The following is a 23978-nucleotide window of genomic DNA, read 5'->3' as shown; positions in this document are numbered from 1 at the left end:
CGACCGATGTCCGAACTGCTCGCCAACTGGCTGGATTTCCTGCCCCCCGAGGCGGCCGGTGCGCTGATCGACCTGGTGGCGATTCTCGCGGTCACGATAGTGGTGATTCTCTGCGTGGCCTACGCCACCTACCTGGAACGCAAGGTGATCGGCTTCATGCAACTTCGGCAGGGCCCGAACCGGGTGGGCTTCCGCGGACTCCTGCAACCGTTCGCCGACGTGCTGAAGCTGCTGGTGAAGGAAATCGTGATTCCCGGCCGCGCCAACCGCTGGCTGTTCCTCACTGCTCCGGTGCTGGCGCTGGTCCCGGCGCTCGCGGCCTGGGCCGTGGTTCCCCTGTTCCCCGGCTTCGCCGTGGCGGACCTGAACGCCGGCCTGCTCTACCTGCTGGCCATGACCTCGCTGGGCATCTACGGAATCATCCTGGCCGGCTGGGCAAGCAACTCCAAGTACGCGCTGCTGGGCGCGATGCGCTCGGCGGCGCAGATGGTCGCCTACGAAATCGCCATGGGGTTCGCACTGGTGGGCGTGCTGATGGCCGCCGGCAGCCTGAACCTGGGCGTGATTGTCGAGAAACAGGCAGGGGGAGTGGGCAACTGGTTCATTCTTCCCCTCCTGCCCCTGTTCCTCGTGTATTTCATCTCCGGCATAGCCGAGACCAACCGGGCGCCGTTCGACGTGGCCGAGGGCGAGTCGGAGATCGTGGCCGGATTCCACGTGGAATACGGCGGCGCCACCTTCGCCATGTTCTTCCTCGCGGAATACGCCAACATGATTCTGATCGCCACGCTCACCGCGGTGCTGTTCCTCGGCGGCTGGGACTCGCCGTTCGCGGGCCTGATCGACAGGCAATGGCCGGTGGTGGGCATACTCGCGGCCCCCGGCCTGTTCTGGCTGGCCGCCAAGACGTTTCTGTTCCTGTTCGTCTTCCTGTGGTTGCGCGCGACCTTTCCCCGCTACCGCTACGACCAGATCATGCGTCTGGGCTGGAAAGTGTTCATTCCGGTGACGCTGGTGTGGATCGGCGTGGAGGCCGTGCTGTCCGTGCTTGATGTGGGGCCGTTCAAATGAGTGATTCCGAAAAAAGGCCCGCGGCCGGCAAGCCCGGCCCCGGCGATCGCGTCCGGGCGGTTTTCCGCACTTTCGCTCTCTGGGAGCTGTTGCGGGGACTGCGCGTAACCCTCACCAACTTCTTCAGGCGCAAGGTCACGCTCAGGTATCCGGAAGAGAAGGCCCCGCAGTCGCCGCGATTTCGGGGGCTGCACGCCTTGCGCCGCTACGCCAACGGCGAGGAGCGCTGCATCGCCTGCAAGCTGTGCGAGGCAGTCTGTCCGGCGCTGGCGATCACCATCGAGTCCGAAGTGCGCGAGGACGGCACCCGCCGGGCGAGCCGCTACGACATCGACCTGTTCAAGTGCGTGTACTGCGGGTTCTGCGAGGAAGCCTGTCCGGTGGACGCGATCGTGGAGACCCGGATTCACGAGTACCACATGGAGAACAGGGGCGAGAACATCCTGACCCGGGAACGGCTGCTCGAGATCGGCGATCGATACGAGGAACAGATTGCCGCCGATCGCAGCGCCGACGCTTCCTACCGCTGAACCGCATCTCCATGCAGCAGATTCCGGAAATTTTCCCGCTCATACTCTTCTACGGCTGGTCGGGCATGCTGATCGCGGCCGCCGTGGGCGTGATCACGGCGCGCAATCCGGTTCATTCGGTGCTGCTTCTGGTGCTGTGCTTCGTCATCTCGGCCGCCATCTGGCTGCTGCTGCGCGCCGAGTTCCTGGCCGTGGCCCTGGTGCTGGTTTACGTCGGCGCGGTCATGGTGCTGCTGCTGTTCGTCGTGATGATGCTGGACATCAACGTCGAGCGCATGCGTGAAGGGCTCACGCGCTATGCTCCCCTGGGCGTGCTGGTCGGTCTGCTGCTGGCCGCGCAGCTTTCCTCGGTCTGGTGGTTGCGGCGCTCCGGACTGGAAGCCGCGGCGCCCGCCGATACGCTGGTTTTCGAGGAGGGCAATACGCAGGCGCTGGGCACGCTGCTGTATACCGAGCACCTGTATGCCTTCGAGATAGCCGGCTATATCCTCCTGCTGGCCATCATCGGCGCGATTACGCTCACGCTGCGCCGCCGCAAGGGCCTGCGCGTGCAGCAGGTGTCCGAACAGGTCGCCGTCCGGCCGGAAAGCCGGGTCCGGCTGGTGAAAATGAAAGCCGAGCGGGACGAATGATCGGGATTGCCCACCTGCTGACCCTGAGCACGATCCTGTTCGCGATCGCCGTGTGCGGCATTTTCATCAACCGCCGCAGCGTGATCCTGCTCCTGATGTGCGTGGAACTGTTGCTGCTCGCGGTCAATTTCAATTTCATCGCGTTTGCGTACTTCCTCGGCGACCTGGCCGGGCAGGTGTTCGTGTTCTTCATCCTGACCGTGGCTGCGGCGGAGGCGGCGATAGGCCTGGCGATCCTCGTGGTGCTGTTCCGCAACCGGCTCAGCGTAAACGTGGAAGAGTTCAGCCTGCTCAAGGGATGATGTACGAAGCCATCCTGTTTGCGCCGCTGTGCGCGGCGGCGCTGGTGGCGCTGGGCGCCAGGGTCCTGCCGCGCAACGTGGTTCACGGCCTGCCCATCCTCGCCGTGGGGCTGTCCGCCGTCCTGTCGATCCTTGCGCTGCTGGAGCAGCTCGGCGGCGAACCGGTTACGGTAAAGCTGCTCGACTGGCTCAGCATCGGCGGGTTCGAACTGAGCTTCGGCCTGCTGATCGACCGCCTGACCGCCCTGATGGCCTGCGTCGTCACCTGGGTCTCGCTGGCGGTGCATGTGTACACGGTCGGCTACATGCGGGACGATCCCGGCTACGCGCGCTTCTTCGCGCTGATCGCCTTCTTTACCTCGGCCATGCTGCTGCTGGTGATGGCCGACAACTTCATGCAGCTGTTCGTGGGCTGGGAAGCCGTCGGGCTGGCCTCGTACCTGTTGATCGGCTTCTGGTTCAAGCGGCCGTCGGCGAATTTCGCCAGCCTGAAGGCCTTTTTGGTGAACCGCATCGGCGACCTGGGACTGCTGCTGGGCATCGCCCTGATCGGCGGGGCCGCGGGCTCGCTGGACTACGCCGTGGTTTTTTCCGGCGCCCCCGGCCTGGCCCAACAGCAAATCACCGTCTGGCCCGGAGTGAGCCTGCCGGCGCTGGACCTGGGCTGTGTGCTTCTGTTCGTGGGCGCGATGGGCAAATCGGCGCAGATGCCGCTGCACATCTGGCTGCCGGACTCGATGGAAGGCCCCACCCCCATATCGGCTCTGATCCACGCCGCGACCATGGTCACGGCGGGCGTGTTCATGGTGGCCCGCATGTCGCCCCTGTTCGAATTCAGCCCGCTCGCGCTTTCCGTGGTGCTGGCGGTAGGCGCGACCACCGCCCTGGCCACGGGCCTGGTGGCGATCGTGCAACAGGACATCAAGCGCATCGTCGCCTGGTCCACGCTGTCTCAGCTCGGCTACATGATGGCCGGTATCGGCGTTTCGGCCTATTCGGTGGCCATCTACCACCTGTTCACCCACGCTTTCTTCAAGGCGCTGCTGTTCCTGGCCGCGGGCGCGGTCATCGTCGCCCTGCATCACGAGCAGGACATCCGGCGCATGGGCGGCCTCTATCGTCGGATGCCGATCACCTACGCAACCGCCCTGATCGGGACGCTGGCGCTGGCCGGCATACCGGGAACCGCCGGTTTCTTTTCCAAGGATGCGCTGATATCGACCGTGACCCAGTCCTCCGGTCCGGTGGGCGCATACGCCGGCTGGTGCCTGCTGGCCGGGGTGGCGGTCACCGCGTTTTACAGCGCCCGATTCCTGCTGGTGGTGTTTCACGGCCGCGAGACCGAAGCCGCTAGCCACATGACGGAACGGGAGCCGCGCGGCCGGTGGATGCTGGGGCCGCTGGTGTTCCTGGCGGTTCCGTCGCTTTTGATCGGCTGGTTCACGTTTCAACCGGTGGTCCTGGGCGGGTATTTCGCCGGGTCTCTGGTCAACCTCGCGGAAAGCGGTTCCGGCGCCCCGGACCTGGGCGCGGGCACGCTCGACTTCTTCGTCCACGGCCTGTACTCGCCGGTCTTCCTGCTGGCGGTACTGGGCGGACTTTCGGCCTGGGCGCTGTACGAATGGAAACCTCGCTGGCGTAGCCGTGCCGGACCGGTGCTGCGCGTTCCGAAGCGTCTGCTGGAACTGGGTTATGGCTTCGATCCGCTGCTTGAGCGGGCCGTTATACCCGGCACAAAGGGGCTGGCCAGGGGCGCCGCCGACCAGGCCGACGCGCGCTTTATCGACGGACTGCTGGTCAACGGGCTGGCGCGGACGGTTCGCTGGGGATCGGGCGTCATGCGGCGCCTGCAGACCGGACTCCTTTATCACTACGCCTTCGTGATGGTGACGGCCATCTGCCTGCTGATCGCCTGGGTCGTCCTGGTGCTGGACTGATGCCCGACTCAGGCCTGTTGAGCGTGATCGTCTGGCTGCCGGTGGCCGCGGGCCTGCTGATCATGGGCCTTGCCCGCAATGCCGCGGTGGCGCGCTGGTCGTGCCTGGTCGTGGCGCTGCTCGAATGGATACCGGGCGCGATCCTGTGGCGCAACTTCGATCCCGGCGGCGGCTTCCAGTTCGTCGAGCGCCACGACTGGATCGAGCGTTTCGACGTGCAGTACTACCTCGGCATCGACGGAATCGCGCTGGCGCTGATTCTGCTGACGTTGCTGCTCACGCCGGCGGCGATCGTGGCCGGCTGGCGGGCGATAGACCGGCGCACGGGGCTGTATTACGGGGCATTGCTGATTCAGCAGGGGCTGATGCTGGGTGTTTTCTGTGCGCTGGACAGCCTGCTGTTCTACGTGTTCTGGGAGTTCATGCTCGCCCCGATGTTCCTGATCATCGGCATCTGGGGCGGCGAGCGGCGGATCTACGCGACGGTCAAGTTCTTTCTCTTCACCTTCCTGGGCTCGGTGTTCATGCTGGTCGCGCTGGTCTATCTGTATCTGAAGGCAGGCAGCTACGCGATACCCGATCTGCACGCAGTGCCTCTAACGCCGGCCGAGCAGCAGCTCCTGTTCTTCGGTTTTCTGGCCGCGTTTGCGGTGAAGGTGCCGATGTGGCCGGTGCATACCTGGCTGCCCGATGCGCACGTGGAAGCGCCCACCGGCGGTTCGGTCATTCTGGCGGCGATCCTGCTGAAGATGGGCGGATTCGGCATGCTGCGGTTCAGCCTGCCGGTCACGCCCGATGCCGCCTACCAGTTCGCGCCGCTGATCGTGGGCCTGTCGCTGGTCGCGATCGTCTATATCGCCGTCGTGGCGCTGGCCCAGCGCGATCTCAAGAAGCTGATCGCCTATTCGTCGGTGGCCCACATGGGGTTCGTGACCCTGGGCTTGTTCATACCGCTGGCCTACGCGGGCGCCGGCAAGGATGAGCTCCTGGCGCTCGGCATGGGCGGGGGCATGGTGCAGATGATTTCCCACGGCTTCATTTCAGCGGCCCTTTTCATGTGCGTCGGGGTGCTCTACGACCGCGTCCATACGCGCCGCATCGACGATTTCGGCGGCGTAGCCAATACCATGCCGATTTTCGCCGTCCTGCTGGTGCTTTTCGCGCTGGCCAACGCGGGACTGCCCGGCACTTCCGGCTTTGTCGGTGAATTCCTCGTCATCCTGGCGTCGTTCCGCGCCGAACCGCTGGTCGCGCTGGGCGCGGGCACGATCCTGGTGCTGGGCGCGGCATACAGCCTGTACATGCTCAAGCGGGTCGTGTTCGGCGAAGTGGCGAACGACCGGGTGGCGGGCCTTGAGGACCTGGATGCACGGGAACTGATCGCGCTGGGCGGCATCGGCCTTGCGGTGATTGTCCTTGGCCTGTATCCGGATCCCCTGGTGGAAATGATGGAGCCCTCGCTGGACGGGCTGGCCCGGCACGTCCTGGCCGGGAAGGTGGCGGGATGGTGATCGACCTGGCCTTCTGGGCGCCGCTGTACCCGGAACTGGCGCTTGCGCTGCTGATTCCGGTCCTGCTGCTGGTGGACCTGGCGGTGGGCAGGAAACGCCCGGTCGTCATTCAGGCGGTCTGCCTGGCAGGACTGGTCCTTGTGGGGTGGACCTGCTTCGCGGCGGCGGACGGCGCAATGTTCGGCGGCGCCTTCGTGATGGACAGGCTGGCGCGCCTGTTGAAGTTTGCCGGCGTGCTGTTGAGCGTCGTGGCATTCGTGTATGCGCCGCGCGATCTGCGCGAAGCCGGGGCGCTGCGCGGCGAGTATTACCTCCTGGGCCTGTTTGCGCTGCTGGGCGTTTTCGTGACCGCGTCCGCCGGCAGCCTGCTGACCCTGTATCTCGGCCTGGAACTGCTGGCGCTGGCCTTGTACACGCTGGTGGCGCTGCAGCGCGATTCCGCGCGCGCGGCCGAGGCGGCGATGAAGTACTTCGTGCTGGGAGCGATCGGCTCCGGCGCGATGCTGTATGGCATGTCGCTGCTTTACGGACTGTCGGGTTCGCTGCTCCTGAGCGAAACGGCGACCCTGGCGCCCGACAGCGTGGGGGCGTATGTCGCCGCGGCTTTGGTGTTGACCGGAGTGGCGTTCAAGCTCGGCGCCGTGCCCTTCCACCAGTGGGTGGCCGACGCCTATGACGGGCCGCCGCTGGGGGTGGCCGTGCTGCTTGCCACGGTCCCGAAGCTCGCCTCGTTCGCCCTGATCGTGCGGCTGCTGGTTGACGGGATTTCCGCTTCGCAGGAGCAGTGGAACCTGCTGCTGATCGTGATGGCGCTCGCGTCTCTGTCCCTCGGCACCATCGTGGCCATGGCCCAGACCCAGGCCGCGCGGCTGCTGGCATGGGCCGCGATCGCGCATGTCGGATTCCTGCTCCTCGGCGTGGTCGCGGGCGGCGGCGAAGGCTTGAGCGCCGCACTGTTCTACACCCTGGTTTACGTGCTCATGGCGGCCGGCGCCTTCGGCGTGGTCATCGCGCTGGAGAAACAGGCCGCTCCGCTGGACAGCCTGCGGGGACTGTACCGCCGCCACCCGGGGATGGCGTTCATCATGCTGCTCATCATGCTGAGCATGATCGGGATACCGCCGCTGGCGGGCTTTCTGGCCAAGTGGCAGGTGCTGATGGTGCTGGTGGACCAGGGTTTCACGGCCCTTGCGGTCGTCGCGGTCATATTCGCCGTGGTCGGGGCCTACTACTACCTGCGGATCATCCGGCTGATGTTCATGGAGGCCCCGCTCGAGCAGGAGCGGGAACAATTGAAGCCCGGTTGGGGCGCCAGCTTGATGCTGGGCGCCAATGGGCTGGCGCTGGTCGTGATCGGTGTCTGGCCCAATCCGCTGCTGGAATTGTGCCGGGCCGCATTCGGTCCGGGGTAAGCGCCGCATGCTGAAGAAAATCATGCTGTTCGCGGGGCCCCTGGCGGCCCTGGCGGCGGGGCTGCTGATGCGGGATTCCGGGCCGGCCGTGGCCTGGACCGTGGCTGTGACCACGCTGTGCGCGGCCTGGTGGATCACCGAGGCGGTGCCGATTCCGGTCACCGCGCTGATGCCCATAGGGCTGCTGCCCCTGGTAGGCGCGATTCCGCCATCGCAGGCGGCGCGCGCGGTGGGCGATCCGCTGATCATGCTGCTGATGGGCGGATTCATGCTGTCCACGGCCATGGAAAAGAGCGGCGCGCACCGCAGGATCGCGCTGGGGATGATCAACCTGTTCGGCGCCAGCGACGGACGGCGGCTCGTGTTCGGTTTCATGGCCGCGGCCGCGGTTCTGAGCATGTGGATTTCCAACACGGCCACGGCCCTGATGCTGCTGCCGATCGCGCTGGCCGTCATCCAGGGCTGCGACGACAAGAGGCTGGCCCTGCCGCTTTTGCTCGGAATGTGCTATGCGGCCAGCATCGGCGGAACCGGCACGCCGGTGGGCACGCCGCCGAACCTGATCTTCATGCGCGTATACGAGGAGAGCACGGGGAATCAGCTGGGGTTCACGCAGTGGATGAGCTGGGCCTTGCCGGTGGTTATTGTCATGCTGCCGATTGCCGGATTCTGGCTGACCCGCGGGCTCAAGCTGCGTGCGCCCGTGCAACTGCCCGCGGTAGGAACGTGGCGCACCGAGGAAGTGCGGACTCTCGTGGTATTTGCGATTACCGCGTTGCTGTGGGTGACCCGTCGCGAACCTTTCGGCGGCTGGTCGGGACTGTTGGGCCTGGACCAGGCCCATGACGGCAGCGTGGCGCTGCTTGCGGTAGTCGCGATGTTCGTCATTCCGAACGGCGCCGGCGGGCGATTGCTGGACTGGAAGACGGCCGCCGGCATTCCCTGGGGCGTCTTGCTGCTGTTCGCCGGCGGCATCTGCCTTGCCGGCGCCTTCGCCAGCACGGGCCTGAGCGCCACCCTGGGCTCGGCGCTTGCCGCTCAGGCGGACTGGACACCCTTGCTGTTGATCCTGCTCATCTGCCTGGCGGTCACCTTCCTGACCGAAATCACCAGCAACACGGCCACGACTTCGCTGCTGATGCCGATACTGGCCGCCGCGGCCGTCGCCGCCGGCATGGAACCGCGCCTGATCATGGTGCCCGCGGCGATCAGCGCCAGTTTCGCCTTCATGCTGCCGGTCGCCACCGGACCCAACGCCGTGATCTTCAGCTCGGGGCGATTGACCGTGCCGCAGATGGCCCGCGAAGGCCTGGTGCTCAACTTCCTGGGCGCGCTCGTGATCTCAACGATCACCTACTGGCTGCTCAGCTGATAAGACATTCGTTGTGAGCCGCTGGCTTGGGCGATAGACCCTATTCGGCCAGGAACTGCCCCACGGTCTGAATGAGCACACCGTGCGTTTCGTCGGGGCGATTCATAAAGGCTCCGAAATCCCGCAAGTCGCCGGTCAGCAAGTGCGTGGCGCCGCAGGCCAAAGCGGCCTGGAAGATCGGCTGATCCTTGTCGGGCAGCCGGGGCAGTTGCGGCATGCCCTGGCGGTGAGATGACAGGCGCAACGCGGGCAAGGATTGTTCCAGGGTTTCGGTCGCCTGGGGAAATTTCCGTTGCAGGTTTCGGCGAGCCTCTTCGATCGCATACGCGCTGGTGAACAACTGCCATTGGCCTTGCACGCCCAATTCAATAACCAGCGCGGCTTTCCCGCCAGGGTTGTGTGCGGCTGTAAACAGCACATTCGCGTCGAGAAAAACCCGTGTCACGCGCCCCGCGTGACAGCTTGAATGATGCGCTGCCGATCCTCATCCGTGAGCTGATCTTCCCGGTCCCACTCCGCAACCTGTTCATCGCTGTAGTAGTCGATTTGCACTACAGCCCCCGGCGTGAGCGCGATCTCGTGTCCGCGATCTTCCAGGACCAGCACGTCTCCACCCCGGATCCCCAGTTTTTTCCTCATGCGCGCGGGCAGGGTTATCTGCCCCCGGCTGGAAACAACAGTAGTTTCAGTCATGGCTGCCACCCGGAATTGTTTCGCGTGTTTCACAGACTAACATATTTTACGATTTTCCGGATTACGGAAATTCTGTTACCAACGTATCAAGGCTGGAATGAACCGCGCCGACCTATCTCAATAGCCCAGAATATCGGAGATAAAGCGCCCCGGTGCGAGGGCGAAGGCTCCGGCGATGATGGCGCCGACCATCGTTCCGATCATGAAACCGGCGTGAGTGCGGACCCTGCCTTTGCGGATCGAAATAATGGCGGTCAGCATGCAGAAAAGGGTCCAGACCGTCAGTAAGTGAAGCCAACTGAATTCTCCCGCATTGGCCTCCCGAATCAGGAAAGACGGGAGCGTCACTCCCAACATTGCAATGATCCAGACCCAACCGAACGCCTTGTGGCGCGGCGTGCCTTTTGTCAGCAAGAGGTTCGCCGCCCCTAGTACAAGGGCAATTAGGGCCGCCAATAAGTGTAGCCAGATCACTGGGTGATCGGTCAGCTGAAATCGGCCTCCACCGAGTTCTCGTAGAGCTTGCGCATGTAGAGGATGGGCGCAAGCGGCGCCTCGACGTAGCGGCAGATCCGCCAGCCTTCCGGGAGCTTGCGAAACAGCGCGACGGCGCGGTTGTCGGCGCCGACCGGTTTGTCGTAGCCCTCGGCCACCGCGTCCCAGTGAAACTGCCAGGAAACCCATGCCAGGCTTTCGCTCAGCGGGACGGCCTGGATGTCCCAGATCCGCATCTCCAGGCGCGGGATCATCTTCATGGTGTTGTCCCAGTAGGCATGGATCGCGTCCCAGTCCCGCAGCGGCTGCTCGACTTCCTCGGGCAGGTAGAAGGGATCGGGGTCGGACGTGTCCCACAAGTCGACCATCGCCTTCAGGTCCATGCGGTTCCAGTTTTTCCGCAACTTGCGCAGGACGGCCGCGACGGCCTCCTGCAGGTTCGATTCGGTGTTCATGGGCGGAATTATGCCTGCCCAATTGCGGAACGGCGTTCGGGCTAGAATGGCCGCCCGACCGGAAGTACGCGCAAAGGAAACAGGTCTTGCCAGCAAGAACAGGCGACGAGCTCATACGGGCACTCAGGGAATCTCCGATGGAGTTGTGGCATCGGGGACGAAAGGTTGAAGACATCACCGCCGAAGACGGCATAGCCGGCGGTGTGCGCAGCCTGGCGGCCCGCTACGACCTTCAGCACGACGAACCGGAAACCTTGCTTTTTCCCTCGCCGGAGACGGGCGACCCGGTGGGCATGAGCTTCATGATTCCCGAGACTCGGGAGGACCTCGTTCGCATTGGGGACGCGATGCACCGGCTTGCCGATTTCAGCTTCGGGATGGCGGGCCGCGACCCCAGCTACCTGAACCGCGCGATGAGCGCGTACGCGGCCGCTGCCGGCTGGCTGGATTCGGCGCACGCGGGCGGCGGGGCCAACGCCGCCTCCTGGCACCGTGACATGCGCGAACGCGACCTGGCCTTAACGCATACGCTGATCAACCCGCAGATCAACCGCGCGGTCAGCGCCGCGAAGCAGGCGGACCCGTTTCTGGCGGCGCGGGTCAAGGAGGAGACCGACGCGGGCCTGGTGATCAAGGGCGCCCGGATGCTGGCCACGCTGCCGATCTCCGACTCGATCATGGTGTTTCCTTCCACGCTTCTGAAGAATCCCGAAGAGGACGCGCCGTATTCGTTTGCCTTCTGCCTGCCCAACGCGACCGAAGGGTTGAAGTTCATCTGCCGGGAAACGGTGGACTACGGGCGCAACCACTTCGACCACCCGCTGGGCTCGCGGTTCGAGGAGCTGGATGCGCTGGTGGTGTTCGACGACGTGTTCGTGCCCTGGGAGAACGTGTTTCTGTACCGCGACGTCAAGGCCTGCAATGAAGCCTACGCGGCCACCTCCGCGGTGGTGCACATGTCGCACCAGGTCATTTGCAAGAACATCGCCAAGACCGAGTTCCTGCTGGGCCTGGTGTCGCTGATGATCGACGCGGTGGGCATCGAGATCTTCCAGCACGTGCAGGAAAAGGTGGCCGAAATCTGGGTCAACCTCGAAACCATGAAGGCGTTCCGGCGGGCCGCGGAGGCCGACGCGGCCCTCAACGGCCACGGCATGATGACGCCGGCTTTCGATCCGCTTGACGCCGCCCGCAACCTGTATCCGCGCCTCTACCCCCGCATGGTGGAGATCGTCCGCCTGCTGGGCGCCAGCGGCCTCGTGGCCATGCCCACCGAAGCCGACCTCAAGGGGCCGCTCAGCGAGGAGGTGCATCGCTACTACCAGGCGGCGCGGCTGGAGGCGAAAGACCGGATTCCGCTCTATCGCCTGGCCTGGGACACGGCGCTTTCGGCCTTCGCGGCGCGGCAGGTGCAGTACGAGACGTATTTCTTCGGCGATCCCGTCCGGATGGCCGGCGCGATCTTCCACTCCAAGGACCGAACTCCGTACATGGAGCGCGTGCGCGAGTTCCTTCGCTCTTCTTCGGAAGACGACGGCTAGCAGAGCACGGGGCGCGCAGTTGGACTCCGGGGGCTTCCGCAATGCGCTTGGGCAGTTCGCAACCGGCGTAACGGTGGTCACGACGAAGGCGGAAAACGGAGACCGCATCGGGCTGACCGCCAACAGCTTCAATTCCGCCTCGCTGGATCCGCCGATGGTGCTGTGGAGCCTCAGGAACGATTCCCTGAACTTCGAAGTGTTCGCGAATGCGGACCACTTTGCGGTCAACGTGCTGGCGGCCGACCAGGTCGATGTCTCAAGGCGTTTCTCGCGCGACGTGGAGGACCGGTTTGCGGGGCTGGACTGCATCGAGGGCATCGGCGGTGCGCCCGTCATCGCCGGATGCGCTGCCACCTTCCAGTGCCGCAACGTGCACCGTTACAGCGGCGGCGATCATGCGATCTTCGTGGGCGAGGTGCTCCAGTTCGAGGTCCACGAACGCACCCCGCTGGTCTTCCACCGCGGCGATTACACGGTCACGATGCCGCGCCCGGCGGAGGGCCCGGACGGGTCGGAAATCGCCGGCGGCTATGTCGATGACTTCCTGCTGCCCCTGCTGGCGCGGGCCTACCGGCTTTTCGGCCTGCCGTTCTACGAGCACCTGACCGAGCAGAAAATCCCCCGCGACGAATGGCGGGTGCTGGCCACATTGAGCGACCAGCGTTGCACCCGCGACGAACTCGCGTGGATCATCCGCATGCCGGAAGAAATTCTCGACCGCACGCTCAAGGCCTTGTTCGACCAGGAAATGATCGCGGAGGCCGAACCCCGGGTGGAAGGCGGATTGCCGCGCCTGGTCTGCACCCAGCGGGGCAGCCGGCGGGTTGTCAGGCTGCTGGCCGTGGCCAAGGCCCGCGAGGCGGACGTGCTGGCGGATTTTCCGGAACTGGAGCAGCAGGACTTCAAGCAGATGCTGCGCAGCATGATTGCGCGGCTGGCGGGCAGCAAGCGGCCGCGCTGACTTGGCGCCGACGGCATGGGCCTGACGATTTTCGCCGCCTACCTGGTGCTGGTGGTGGCGCTGGGCCTGGTGGCTTCCCGCGGACAGCGGGCCAGCGAGGACTTCTGGGTCGCCGGGCGACGTTTCGGCGTTCCCGTCCTGGTTCTCGCCAACGTGGCGGCCATCATGCACGGGGGCTCGATACTGAGCGGCGTCGCCTTCATCGGGGCGTTTGGGGGCGTGGCCGGGCTGCCGTTTCTGGCATTCGCCGTCGGCATCGCCATCGTTTTCTTTTTCTTCGCCCGCAAATTGCGCCAGTCCGGCGGCTTTACCCTGCCGGACTACCTGGGCGACCGTTATGCAAGCCGGAAAATGCGGGCCTGGAGCGCGATCGTCGTGGCCGTGTCCAGCGTCGTCTACCTGGTGGCCCAGTTGCGGGGCATGGCCTTCATACTGGAGCGCCTGCTCGAGATTCCCTTCCTATGGGGGCTGGCGCTGGGCAGCCTGATATTCGTGGCCTATGTCGCCCTCGGCGGCCTGCTGGCGGTGGTGTGGACGAACATCGCCCAGTTCTTCTTCATGTGGGCCGGGCTGCTGCTGATCGCGCCGGTCCTGCTGCAGGAAGTCGGCGGGTGGACCGGGGTCATGCTTGAGGTAGAGCAGGCCGCGCCCGGCTGGACCAGCCTGCGCGGGGTGTCCTGGGGGTGGGGGTACTTTATTTCCTGGCAGGTCATCTGGATGCTGGCCTACTGCACGCGCCTCGAGCTGGTCACCAAGATGTACGCCGCGCGCGACTCGTGGGTCGCGCGGGTATCGTTGCCCTGGACCATCCTGATCGTGATGGTGTTCCTGCTTTACGGCAACATGTACCTCGGCGCCGTGGCCCGGATCACGGTATGGGAGGGTCTGGCCTCGCCTGATCAGGCCTACGTGGCGCTGGTCAGCCAGTACCTGGCTCCGGTCCTGGCCGCGTTCGCGCTGACCGGGATCGCCGCGGCCGCCATGTCCACGACGGACTCGCTGCTGCTGATGGCGGGTTCGGCGCTGGCCCATGACCTGGTGCGCAAGTGCGTGGACGAGCCGCGGGGAATCGAACGCGAAGAGCGCAGCTACGTCTGGATATCGCGCGGGGCCATCGTGGCCGTAGGCGCCGTGGCCTTCGTGCTGGCGATACCCGACGTGGCGCTGATCCTGCGCATCGTGTCCTTCGCCGTGGCGATCATCGGCGCGGCCTTCTTCTTCCCGCTGATCGCGGGGATGGTGAGCACGCGGGTGAGCGCCGAGGCCGCACTGGCATCTTCGGTGTGCGGCGTCGTGACCACGCTGATCTGGATTGGCGGGACGCTGAGCGGCCAGGGCTGGGCGCAAGTCCTGCATCCGGGCATCCCCGGGCTGCTGGTGGCCGGCGTAACGATGGCGCTGGTCAATACCTTTACGCCGCCGGCCGTCGCCATCGGCGGAGTCGCGGCGGCCGGCCGGGAGGAGCGCGGACCATGATTCTCGGACTTCCGTTGGAGAGTTTCGTGGTGCAAATCGTGCTGCCGGCGATCGTGATTGCGGCGATGTTTGTGGCAAGCTACCGGGGCAGGGGACGCGGCGATGACCGCGCCAAGGGAGATAGCAAATGACTTCGATTTATCGCACGACGGGCGCCTGTGTTGCGCTGCTTACGCTGATCTGGGCTTGCGAAGCGCCGCAGGGTGAAGTGGAGGAGGCGGCCGATCCGCGGGCGGCTGTCTGGGCGCAGTCCGTCGAGTTGACGCCGGCCGCTCCCTGGGCGGACGGTGATCAGCGCGGCAACGGCAATACCCAGGGCCCGGGCACCTGGATGCGCTGCGCCTTTCACATGGGCAAACCCGGCGCGAAGGTCTATGAGCTGTCGCACCCGCGCTCGATGTCCATGCCGCAGTCTCCGTTCTCGCCTCCGCTCGAATACGTTTACCGGCCCACCGTAGGCATTCCCTACACCGCCCACGCCTTCAACGGCGAGCACCTGACCGGCGGCGAGCCGGGGGCGCAGGGCACCCAGATGGATGCGCTGGGACACTTCGCTTATCTTCCCGAGCCCTGGCTGGGCGAGAGCGATCTGCCCGCGGACACGGCTGTGTATTACGGCGGCTATACGCAGGGCGACGTAAAGCCGACGCCCGATTCTCCCCTGCTTAAGCTGGGCATCGAGCATGCGCCGCCGCTGGTGACCAGCGCCGTCCTGCTGGACGCCCGCAGCCAGATGGGCGGCGGCGAGCCCCTGCAGCCGGGGCAGACGATCACGGCGGCGGATATCGACGCGATGCTGGCGGCCCAGGGCCTTGCCGAACGCGGCATTCTTCCCGGCGACGTGGTCTATATCTACACCGGGTGGAGCGACAACTGGAACCAGCCGCCGTACTACGCGATGGGGCCGGGCCTGGGTTACGACGCGGCACAGATGCTGGGCGAAAAGGGCGTGGTGCTGGTGGCGCTGGACAATCCGTTCACCGACCCGGCCAACGACGGCCAGCTGATGGGCCAGGCGGGCCCGCCCGAGGGGACGCCCGAGGGCCTGCCCTTCGCGATCCACCACCACAACCTCACGCAGTCGGGCGTGCACAACATCCAGAACGCGAACCTGGCGGAACTCGCTGCGGACCAGGTCTGGGAGTCCTGCACGATCATCCTGCCGCTGCGCTCCGTGGGCGCGTCGGGTTCGCCCGTGCGGCCCATCGCCATCGGCTGACGGGCGTGCCGGTGCCGTGGTGAACCCGTCGGACACGGCACTGGACCCAGCCCAAAACCTTCTCCGCACGGTATTCGGGTATCCGGCCTTTCGGCCGGACCAGGAAGAGATCATCCGCGCGGTCCTGCGCGGCCGCGATGCGCTGGTGCTGATGCCCACCGGCGGGGGCAAGTCGCTCTGCTACCAGATTCCGGCGATCCTGCGCCCCGGGACCGGCGTCGTGATTTCGCCGCTGATCGCACTGATGCAGGACCAGGTGTCCGCCCTGCGCCAGCATGGCGTTGCCGCCGCCTTCCTGAACTCCAGTCTTCCCTATGAAGAGCAGCAGCGCATCATGGCGGCGCTGTGCAGAGGCGAGCTGGACTTGCTGTACCTGGCGCCGGAAAGGCTGCTCAGCGAAGAGGGCGGAACGCTGGCCCTGTTGCGCGGGATCGAGATCGCGTTGATCGCCATCGACGAGGCGCATTGCGTATCGCAGTGGGGACATGACTTCCGCCAGGACTACCTGGGGCTGGACGTACTCAAGGAACACTTTCCGGGGACGCCGCGCCTGGCGCTGACCGCGACGGCGGACGAGGCCACTCGCGAGGAGATCGTCGCGCGGTTGAAGCTGAACGGCGCCGAGCGGTTCATCAGCGGTTTCGACCGGCCGAATATCCGCTACACGGTGCGCATGAAGAACGGCCCCGGGGCGGACTTATTGGCCTTTTTGCGTGAACGCGAGGGCCAGGCGGGCATCGTCTATTGCCTGTCGCGGCGCAAGGTCGAGGCCACGGCCGAGCGGCTCAGGCAGGCGGGGTTCGACGCCCTGCCGTACCATGCCGGACTGTCCGCCCGGGCGCGGCGGCGTTGCCAGGAGCGGTTTCAGCGAACCGACGGCGTGATCGTCGTGGCCACCATCGCCTTCGGAATGGGAATCGACAAGCCCGACGTGCGCTTCGTCGCTCATTGCGACCTGCCCAAGAGCATCGAGGCCTATTACCAGGAAACCGGGCGGGCCGGACGCGACGGCGAGCCCGCGGAGGCCTGGATGACCTACGGCCTGCAGGACGTCGTTCGGCTGCGCCGGATGGTCGACGAGTCGGAAGCCTCCGAGGACCACAAAAGGGTGCAGCGAACCCGCCTGCAGTCGCTGGTCGCCTGGTGCGAGATCACCCGCTGCCGGCGCACGGCCCTGCTGGCCTACTTCGGAGAGGACTACCCGGGTCCCTGCGGCAACTGCGACAACTGCCTGCATCCGCCCAAAACCTTCGACGGCACCGAAGAAGCGCAGAAGTTCCTCTCCTGCGCGGTGCGCGCCCGGCAACGTTTCGGGGCCGCCCACCTGATTGACGTGCTGCGCGGCAAGGAAACCGACAAGGTCCTCAGGCATCGCCACCAGAACCTCTCCACCTTCGGCATCGGCAGCGATCTGTCGGCGCGCCAGTGGCACGCCGTGGTCCGGCAGGTGGTTGCGCTGGGCTTCGCGCGAGTGGACGCCGAACGCCACGGCGCGCTGGTGCTCACTCCCCGGGCGCGGCCGCTGTTGCGCGGCGAGCAATCCATCGAGTTGCGCGAAGAAGTGCGCCTGGCGCGGCCCGCGCGGGCCCGCAAGGAACGTCCGGCGGCCTGGGAAATCCCGGCCGAAGACGAGCCGCTGTGGCAGGCGCTCAAGGCCTGCCGGATGGCGCTGGCCGACGAGGCGCGCGTGCCGCCGTACGTGATCTTTCACGACGCCACGCTCCGGGAGTTCGTGCGCACCCGCCCGCGCAGCCGCGAGGCCATGCTTGAATTGCATGGCGTGGGGCAGGCCAAGCTTGAGCGCTACGGCAGTGCGTTTCTCGAGGTCATCGCAACGCAGGCCGACACGAAAAGCGGGGAATTGCCGGCGCAAGGCGCCTGAACCTTCTGCCCGGGGCCCGTTGCGCCGGGGTTCGAACCAGCGCCCGCTGCGTTATCCTTACGGCCAATGATCATGCGCGGCGCGAACTCGCGGACAGGGAAAATCCGGCAGCGCAGAAAGTGGCTCCCGGTCCTGGGCGCCGTTCTGTGCCTCCCGCTTGCCCAGGCAGTCCCGGTAAAGACCGACCATACGCAGGTTGAACTGCTGGCGGAAACGTCCAGCATCCGATCCGGCGAGACCTTTACCCTGGGTCTGAAGCTCACTCCCGACCCGGGCTGGCACACGTACTGGATCAATCCGGGTGACGCCGGCAAGGCGGCCAGCCTCCGCTGGGACGCGCCGGAAGGACTTGAATTCGGCGAACTCGGATTCCCGGCGCCGGGATTCGTGCCCTTCATGGACCTGATGAGCTACGGCTACAACGAGCCTACCCTGCTGCTGCTGGAGGTCGCCCAGAAAGAGCCACTTTCCGGCGACCGGCTGTCGCTCAGGGCCCGGGCGTCGTGGCTGGTTTGCGACGACAAGCTTTGCATACCGGAGCGGGCGGACCTGGAACTGGAGATTCCCATTGCCGGCGGCGATGCCGCGGACGCTGACCAGGAAGACTGGCGGGTTGCCGAATTTGCTCAGGCCCGGGCGCTGCTGCCGCAGGCGATGGACTGGCCGGCGGCATTCGTCCAGCGCGGCGAGGAACTGGTATTCGATATTTCCACGCCGCTATCGCTTCAACAGGCGTCCGGCCTGTACCTGTTCCCCGAAGCGGAGGGAATGATTGACCATACCGCGGAGCAGCAGGTGGGTCTGTGGAGCGACCGCGTCCGGATAGCCGTGCCCACGGGTCCACGCGTGGCGCGCTATGAAACGACCGGCCTGGTGCTGTCGGTGGACATGGAGAACGCGCCGCGCCAGGCGTTCAGCCTGACGGCAAGGCGTGCCGTCGGGGGCGACGGGAGCATGGATGCGGCGCCGGTGGGATTCAGCTCAAGTCCCTGGGACGGCGGCGGGCATGCCGTCGCAGGCGATGCTCCGATGGAATCCGGCGGAGCGGCCGGGTCCGGCGGCGGCGCAACGTTCGGCGCGGGCCTGCTGCAGGCGATCGTTTTTGCCATCCTCGGCGGCCTGATCCTCAACCTGATGCCCTGCGTGCTGCCGATACTGAGCCTCAAGGCGCTGGGAGTGGCGCGGATGGCCGGGGAGGACCCGGCCGTGGCCCGCGGCGCGGGCCTGCAGTTTCTCGCCGGGGTGCTGGTGAGTTTCCTGATCCTTGCGGCGCTGATCATCGGATTGCGCGCGGGCGGCGAAGCGGTTGGCTGGGCGTTTCACATGCAAAACCCGCTGATCGTGGCGATTCTCGCGCTGGTCATGGTGGCGGTGGGCCTGAACCTGCTCGGTGTGTTCGAAGTCAACGTGGGGGCGGGGGCATTGGGCGGCAAGGCCACGCAGGGCAAGGCCGGCGAGTTCTTCACCGGGGTCCTGGCGGTGCTGGTGGCCACGCCCTGCACCGCGCCCTTCATGGCGCCGGCGCTGGGTTATGCAATCCTGCAGCCGGCCACGGTCACGGTCAGCGTGTTCCTTGCGCTGGGACTGGGCTTTGCGCTGCCGTATTTCGTGGTCGCTTTTCTACCCGGCGCTCAGCGGCTGCTGCCGCGGCCCGGGGCCTGGATGGTCAGTTTCCGCCAGGCGCTGGCGTTTCCGATGCTGGCGACGGCGATCTGGCTCTACTGGGTGCTGGGCAACCAGGCCGGCGTCGATGCGCTCACGCTGGCCCTGATTTCCGCCCTCGCCCTGGCGCTGGGCGCCTTCGGGTGGCGTCGCGGTGCCGGCGCCGGCTATTCGCGCCCCTGGCGAGCGGCCAGCATGGCGGGACTGGCGGTCGTGCTGCTCAGCCTCTGGACGCTCCCGCGGGCCGTCGTGGAGGCCGACGGCCCACCGGGGACGTCGGACGAGATCGCCTATTCGGAAACCGTCCTGGAAGAGCTTCGCGCACAGCGGGAGCCGGTGTTCGCCTACTTCACCGCCGACTGGTGCATTACCTGCAAGGTGAACGAGCGCGTGGCGTTGAAGAGCGATGCGGTCCGGCAGTTCCTTTTGCGCGAAGGCGTGCAGGTGCTGGTGGGCGACTGGACCAACGAGGATCCCGAGATTACCGAGGTCCTGCAGCGCCATGGCCGAGCGGGCGTGCCGCTGTATCTCTATTTCAAGCCCGGTTCCGCCGAAGCGTTGGTCCTGCCGCAGATCCTCACGCCGGACCTGGTGATCGACGCGATCGAAAACGCCTGATCTCAAGGGCGTTCGACGGAGTCGGACCTAGCTCTCGCCCTCCGGCGTGTCGAAGCGCTCCGCAAGCGCCTCGTCCAGTTTGCGGCCCCTCAGGTTCCTCGCCAGGATACGGCCGGAGGCGGCTTCCACCAGGAAATTGGCCGGCACACCGGTAACGCCGTAGGCTTCGGTTGCCGGATGGTCGATGCCCATCCCGGCATTGATCCAGGGCAGGTCCTCTTCCTCGGACGCCTCCACCCAATCCTCGCGCAGGTCGTCGACCGTGAACGAGAGGATCTCGAATCCCAGGGGCCCGTAGCGCGCATAGGCCTCCTTCATGTGCGGGATTTCCACGCGGCAGGGGCCGCACCAGGACGCCCAGAACTCCAGGAGAACGACGTCCTTGCCTTCACGGGCGCCGGACACGCTCACGATTTCCCCGTCCAGCGTCTCGGCCTCGAATTCCCTGATCTCGGAGCCTACGCCGAAACTTGCGGCCCGCGCCTGCTCGGCGGCATACGCCTCCTCAAGGGCAAGGCTCTCCGCCACCCACGGATCGTGCGGGATCATTTCCGCCAGTTGCCGAAGCGCATCCGTGATCCACGGACTCCGCAGCCAGGTGGACTGGATCGTGAGCTTGCGCGCGAGGGGGTCCGCGTGCCCCAAAGCCACCCGGCGGCGACCCTGGCTCTCGAGCCTCAGCATTTCATCGAACAATTCCGCCGCCGCGGTTTCCCGCGCCAGGCGGTCCGCGCTGGTCTCGCCGTCCACCGGCCGGTCCGCGCGGAGATAGTCGTCCCGCACGCGCAGATACTCCGGCGACAGACGCCACGAATTGACCACGATGTCGTTGTAGCGTCCGCCCTGCACGACAAATTCCGTCCGGCTGTCCATGGTCAGCGTCAATTCACCCGGCTCCAGCACGAATGCATGCCCTTTGATCGATGCCAGTCGATATCCTTCCCTGCTCGTGGCATTCAGTATTTCGAGAAACGCGTTGGCGGGCGCGTCCACGACGCCTTCAAGAAAGATCCTGCCGTCGACGATCCGCGCCCCTTCGACGATGTTCCGTCCGTCCGCCGTCCACAAGGCGAACTCGCCGCTTTCGCAGACCGCCGACAGGTCGCCGGCGATCGTATAGCGATTCGGGTCGCCCGCTTGTCCGGCGTCCTCGCCAGGCTGCATGCAGCCTGCAAGGGCCAGTGCGGCCAGTGCAGGGATCAGCCGGCGGGATTTCATTGTCGAGGCGCCCGGGCTGCTTCCGGGTGGAAGCCCACCCTCCCTACATGAAGTTCGCGCGGTACCAGTCGTTGACGTCGTCGCCGGTCGTGAACCACACGCCTTCGTGCTTCGCCATGTAGCGGAACGCGCGCGCCAGGTGCTTGAACTTGTTCGGCTGGCCCACCCAGAAGGTGTGCAGGCAGATGGGCATGCATCGGGCGTTGGTCGCGCCTTCCTCGTAGAGAACGTCGAACTGGTCGATGATCATGTCGCCGAACGCCTCGGAAGACACGCCCACGTTGCCGAACGCCGGAATATCGTTCAGTTCCACCGTGTAGGGCACGGCGATCAGGTTGTTCTTCGGCGTGTTGAAGCGGAACGGGTGGTCGTCGGCGGTGTAGTCGCACAGGTACTCCACTCCGAATTCCTCCAGCAGGCGCGGCGTGTTGTCCGTGTGGGTCAGGAACGGGCTCAGCCAGCCCTTGGTGGGCCGCCCGATCGTTTCCTCCATCGACGTCAGCACCGAACTCAGGATCTCGCGCTCGCGGTCCTCGTCGATATTGCTGATGAAGTTGGCTGGCGCGTTGTTGACGCCGTGCCCGATCCAGGCCCAGTTGCGCGCCATGCCTTCTTCGAGGATGCGCGGATACTCGCGGATGATTTCGGAATTCAGGCACACGGTCGCGCGGGAATTGCACTCGTCGAGCAGGTCGGCCATGCGCCAGAGTCCGACGCGGTTGCCGTAGTCCCGCCAGCCGTAGTTCAGCGGATCGGGATTGAATTGCTGGGTGCCCGGGACCAGCGCGGTGCCGGGGATGTCGGCCGGGAAATGCTCGATGTTCAGATACGGCATGACCGCTACGCGGGCGCCGTCGGGCAGCGTGAACGGCTCGCGGTCGATGATGGGCACGAAGTCGTAATGCCTGGATTGAGTCAGATTCGACATGGAGGTCTCCTTTTTTGGATTGCGGCCTTGAGCGACTGCGTGCGCTACAGACTCTGGAGGTATTCGAGGGCTTCCGCCTTGGACACCACGTCGCCGTACTTGGCGTGGATGTCGAAAAGGTTGGCTTCGTGCGGCCCGTCGTGCCGGTCGCCGACGCATTCGCGGACCACGATCGGCCGGTAACCGTGCTGCACGGCGTCAACCGCGGAGGCGCGGATGCAGCCCGAGGTGGTGCAGCCCAGAATGATGAGCGTGTCCGCGCCCCTGGCGGCCAGGATGGACGAGAGGCTGGTGCCGAAGAAACAGCTTGCGTAGTTCTTGGTCAGAACCGTTTCTCCGTCGGGCGGGGCGACCTCGTCGCAGAACTCGGCATACAGGTTGCCGGGCACCAGGTCCTTGAGCACCGGCGCCTTGAGCGTCCACACGCCGCCGTCTTCGTAATTGGTCGGGTTGTAGAGCACCCGGGTGTGGATCACCGGCACGCCGCCGGCGCGGGCCGCCTCGATGACGTCCGGCACCTCCTTCAAGCAGGCTACGACGCCCGGTGCATACAGCGGCGAACCTTCGGTCGTATAGCCCTTGAGCAGGTCGATGACGATGACGACCGGTGTCTTGCCGAAGCCGAGACGATTGTCCCAGACGCCCGCGTAGTTTTTATCGGCAGCTTGCGCCATGATGCTTTCCCCTTCGTTTGGCAGCTTGCAAATCGTTTCCCGTTTGCCTTGGCGCCGAACTCTCTGGCGTCGCATTGGGCCCGGCTGCCGCGGCAGAGCCGAATGGTATCACCCGCCACGCGCGCGCGGCTTGGCGGGTGGCGGGTTGAAGGGCTGTCCGGTCCCCGTCAGACAACTTCGTCCAGCAGGCCGGTCCTGACGTTATAGACGAAGCCGCGGATCTTGTCCTTTACGGGGATGAACGGGCAGGCCTCGATACGGCGAATCGACTGGCGCACGTTCTCCTCGAGGTGCGGAAACGACTCCAGCGCGAACGAGGGCCGAAGACCGGTGTCCGCTTCGATCTGGTCCTTCACGTCGTCATCGCGGAAAGTAAGCATGCCGCAGTCGGTGTGCTGGACCAGGATGATCTCCACGGTGCCGAGCAGGCGTTGCGAGATCATCAACGAGCGGAGCACGTCGTCGGTCACGACGCCTCCCGCGTTGCGGATCACGTGCGCGTCGCCCTCGGAAAGGCCGAGCAGCCTCCCGGTCTCGATGCGGGCATCCATACAGGCCACGACGGCGGCCTTGCGCCCCGGCGGGAGCGGTACTTCGGCCTTGTCAAAGCTCTCGGCGTAGCGCCTGTTGTTTTCGACGCAGAAGTCGGCGAATGTGTCGGTGCCCATGCTGGATATTCCTCAATGGGGTTGCAGGTAGTTGGGGGGCGGGAGTTTACAGTATCCGGAGGCCCGCCGCTTCCCCCGATTGGCGATTTCAGCGGCGTTTTCCTGTATAATCGTCCGACTCGCGGTTGCGGGGTGGAGCAGTCAGGCAGCTCGTCGGGCTCATAACCCGAAGGTCACAGGTTCAAATCCTGTCCCCGCTACCAATATTGGTTTTGCGATGGCCCCGCGAGGGGCTTTTTTGTGCATGGCGGACTTGATTCTGGACAGGCTGAACGGACTGCTGGAGCCCTGCGTCGAAGCGATGGGGTACGAGCTGGCGGACCTGGAACTGAAGCGCGAGCGGCGCGGCCAGGTGCTGCGCCTGTTCATCGACCAGGATTCGGGCATCGGTCTTGAAGACTGCGAGCGGGTGAGCGGCCAGGTCAGCGCACTGCTCGACGTCGAGGATCCGATTCCGGGGCACTACAACCTGGAGGTGTCATCGCCCGGTCTCGACCGAAAGCTGGCGAAACCCGAGCATTTTGACCGCTTTGCGGGGCGCCGGGTGCAGGTGAGAATGCGCGGCCCGCATCTCGGCCGCAGGAATTTCGGCGGCACGCTGCTGGCGCGCGAAGGCGAGGTCATCGTGCTGGACGTTCCCGACGGCACCGGGCGGGTAGAGCTGGACCTCCAGGACGTCGTGGTGGCGAGACTGGCTCCGGAAATTCACTTCGAGGACTGA

Annotated in this window: 23 protein-coding genes and 1 tRNA gene; 16 read left to right on the top strand and 8 right to left on the bottom strand. The window is 65.7% G+C overall.

The window, feature by feature from the left end; genetic code table 11:
* Positions 1-6 precede the first annotated feature (6 nt).
* Genes nuoH through F4036_04420 form a run of 8 tightly spaced genes read left to right on the top strand, consistent with a single transcriptional unit; the run spans position 7 to position 8767 of the window.
* Positions 7-1071, top strand: a complete 1065-nt coding sequence (gene nuoH / locus F4036_04455; GenBank protein MYK36995.1) for an NADH-quinone oxidoreductase subunit NuoH — start codon at positions 7-9, stop codon at positions 1069-1071.
* The gene (nuoI, locus tag F4036_04450; protein ID MYK36994.1) at positions 1068-1601 is read left to right on the top strand and encodes an NADH-quinone oxidoreductase subunit NuoI; all 534 of its coding nucleotides are present in this window, start codon (positions 1068-1070) and stop codon (positions 1599-1601) included. The genes nuoH and nuoI overlap by 4 nt, the downstream gene beginning before the upstream one ends.
* An 11-nt stretch (positions 1602-1612) precedes the next feature.
* Positions 1613-2233: an NADH-quinone oxidoreductase subunit J gene (locus tag F4036_04445; protein ID MYK36993.1), complete on the top strand. Its 621-nt coding sequence runs from the start codon at positions 1613-1615 to the stop codon at positions 2231-2233.
* Complete coding sequence (gene nuoK / locus F4036_04440) at positions 2230-2535, top strand: NADH-quinone oxidoreductase subunit NuoK (protein MYK36992.1); 306 nt, start codon at positions 2230-2232, stop codon at positions 2533-2535. The genes F4036_04445 and nuoK overlap by 4 nt, the downstream gene beginning before the upstream one ends.
* Positions 2532-4472 (top strand): NADH-quinone oxidoreductase subunit L, encoded by a 1941-nt coding sequence (nuoL, locus tag F4036_04435; GenBank protein MYK36991.1) that lies wholly within the window; start codon positions 2532-2534, stop codon positions 4470-4472. The genes nuoK and nuoL overlap by 4 nt, the downstream gene beginning before the upstream one ends.
* The gene (locus tag F4036_04430) at positions 4472-5983 is read left to right on the top strand and encodes an NADH-quinone oxidoreductase subunit M (protein MYK36990.1); all 1512 of its coding nucleotides are present in this window, start codon (positions 4472-4474) and stop codon (positions 5981-5983) included. The genes nuoL and F4036_04430 overlap by 1 nt, the downstream gene beginning before the upstream one ends.
* Positions 5977-7395 (top strand): NADH-quinone oxidoreductase subunit N, encoded by a 1419-nt coding sequence (locus F4036_04425; protein ID MYK36989.1) that lies wholly within the window; start codon positions 5977-5979, stop codon positions 7393-7395. Before F4036_04430 ends, F4036_04425 begins: the two co-directional genes overlap by 7 nt.
* Positions 7396-7402: 7 nt before the next feature.
* On the top strand, positions 7403-8767 hold the full coding sequence (locus tag F4036_04420) for an SLC13/DASS family transporter (GenBank protein MYK36988.1): 1365 nt from the start codon (positions 7403-7405) through the stop codon (positions 8765-8767).
* Between the two features lie 40 nt (positions 8768-8807).
* Here the strand turns inward: F4036_04420 and F4036_04415 are convergent, their stop codons facing one another.
* From F4036_04415 to F4036_04400, 4 genes are all read right to left on the bottom strand, one after another.
* On the bottom strand, positions 8808-9212 hold the full coding sequence (locus F4036_04415; GenBank protein ID MYK36987.1) for a PIN domain-containing protein: 405 nt from the start codon (positions 9210-9212) through the stop codon (positions 8808-8810).
* Entirely contained in the window at positions 9209-9460 is a 252-nt protein-coding gene (locus F4036_04410; GenBank protein ID MYK36986.1) for an AbrB/MazE/SpoVT family DNA-binding domain-containing protein, read from the bottom strand. Before F4036_04410 ends, F4036_04415 begins: the two co-directional genes overlap by 4 nt.
* A gap of 117 nt (positions 9461-9577) precedes the next feature.
* On the bottom strand, positions 9578-9934 hold the full coding sequence (locus F4036_04405) for a DUF2306 domain-containing protein (protein ID MYK36985.1): 357 nt from the start codon (positions 9932-9934) through the stop codon (positions 9578-9580).
* A gap of 11 nt (positions 9935-9945) precedes the next feature.
* Positions 9946-10410 (bottom strand): nuclear transport factor 2 family protein, encoded by a 465-nt coding sequence (locus F4036_04400; GenBank protein ID MYK36984.1) that lies wholly within the window; start codon positions 10408-10410, stop codon positions 9946-9948.
* Positions 10411-10496: 86 nt separating this feature from the next.
* Here F4036_04400 and hpaB point away from each other — a divergent pair, with 86 nt between their 5' ends.
* The 6 genes from hpaB to F4036_04370 all read left to right on the top strand — a co-directional run bounded on the left by hpaB (position 10497) and on the right by F4036_04370 (position 19769).
* On the top strand, positions 10497-11951 hold the full coding sequence (gene hpaB / locus F4036_04395) for a 4-hydroxyphenylacetate 3-monooxygenase, oxygenase component (GenBank protein ID MYK36983.1): 1455 nt from the start codon (positions 10497-10499) through the stop codon (positions 11949-11951).
* Positions 11590-12912, top strand: coding sequence for a flavin reductase family protein (locus tag F4036_04390; protein ID MYK36982.1), 1323 nt, complete (start codon positions 11590-11592; stop codon positions 12910-12912). Before hpaB ends, F4036_04390 begins: the two co-directional genes overlap by 362 nt.
* 15 nt (positions 12913-12927) lie before the next feature.
* Positions 12928-14388: a sodium:solute symporter family protein gene (locus F4036_04385; protein ID MYK36981.1), complete on the top strand. Its 1461-nt coding sequence runs from the start codon at positions 12928-12930 to the stop codon at positions 14386-14388.
* A gap of 127 nt (positions 14389-14515) precedes the next feature.
* Positions 14516-15607 carry a cyclase family protein gene (locus F4036_04380; protein ID MYK36980.1) on the top strand — a complete coding sequence of 364 codons (1092 nt, stop codon included), beginning with the start codon at positions 14516-14518 and terminating at the stop codon, positions 15605-15607.
* A 16-nt stretch (positions 15608-15623) separates the two neighbouring features.
* Positions 15624-17489, top strand: a complete 1866-nt coding sequence (gene recQ, locus F4036_04375) for a DNA helicase RecQ (protein MYK36979.1) — start codon at positions 15624-15626, stop codon at positions 17487-17489.
* A gap of 66 nt (positions 17490-17555) precedes the next feature.
* The gene (locus F4036_04370) at positions 17556-19769 is read left to right on the top strand and encodes a hypothetical protein (protein MYK36978.1); all 2214 of its coding nucleotides are present in this window, start codon (positions 17556-17558) and stop codon (positions 19767-19769) included.
* Positions 19770-19796: 27 nt separating this feature from the next.
* Here F4036_04370 and F4036_04365 read toward each other — a convergent pair whose 3' ends face one another.
* The 4 genes from F4036_04365 to F4036_04350 all read right to left on the bottom strand — a co-directional run bounded on the left by F4036_04365 (position 19797) and on the right by F4036_04350 (position 23257).
* A complete protein-coding gene (locus F4036_04365) occupies positions 19797-20987 on the bottom strand; it encodes an AhpC/TSA family protein (GenBank protein ID MYK36977.1) in 1191 nt (396 codons plus the stop codon).
* 43 nt (positions 20988-21030) lie between these two features.
* Positions 21031-22074 (bottom strand): polysaccharide deacetylase family protein, encoded by a 1044-nt coding sequence (locus F4036_04360; protein MYK36976.1) that lies wholly within the window; start codon positions 22072-22074, stop codon positions 21031-21033.
* Positions 21960-22589 (bottom strand): isochorismatase family protein, encoded by a 630-nt coding sequence (locus F4036_04355; GenBank protein MYK36975.1) that lies wholly within the window; start codon positions 22587-22589, stop codon positions 21960-21962. Before F4036_04355 ends, F4036_04360 begins: the two co-directional genes overlap by 115 nt.
* A gap of 167 nt (positions 22590-22756) precedes the next feature.
* Positions 22757-23257: a carbonic anhydrase gene (locus F4036_04350; protein MYK36974.1), complete on the bottom strand. Its 501-nt coding sequence runs from the start codon at positions 23255-23257 to the stop codon at positions 22757-22759.
* A gap of 126 nt (positions 23258-23383) precedes the next feature.
* Between F4036_04350 and F4036_04345 the strand changes: the two genes are divergently transcribed.
* Positions 23384-23460: transfer RNA gene (locus tag F4036_04345), tRNA-Met, on the top strand.
* Between the two features lie 14 nt (positions 23461-23474).
* Complete coding sequence (locus F4036_04340; GenBank protein ID MYK36973.1) at positions 23475-23978, top strand: ribosome maturation factor RimP; 504 nt, start codon at positions 23475-23477, stop codon at positions 23976-23978.

The organism is Gammaproteobacteria bacterium, assembly GCA_009845905.1.
Lineage (GTDB): Bacteria > Pseudomonadota > Gammaproteobacteria > Steroidobacterales > Foliamicaceae > Foliamicus.
The sequence above is the reverse complement of the archived record's forward strand: the minus strand, read 5'-3'. Positions and strand labels throughout refer to the sequence as shown.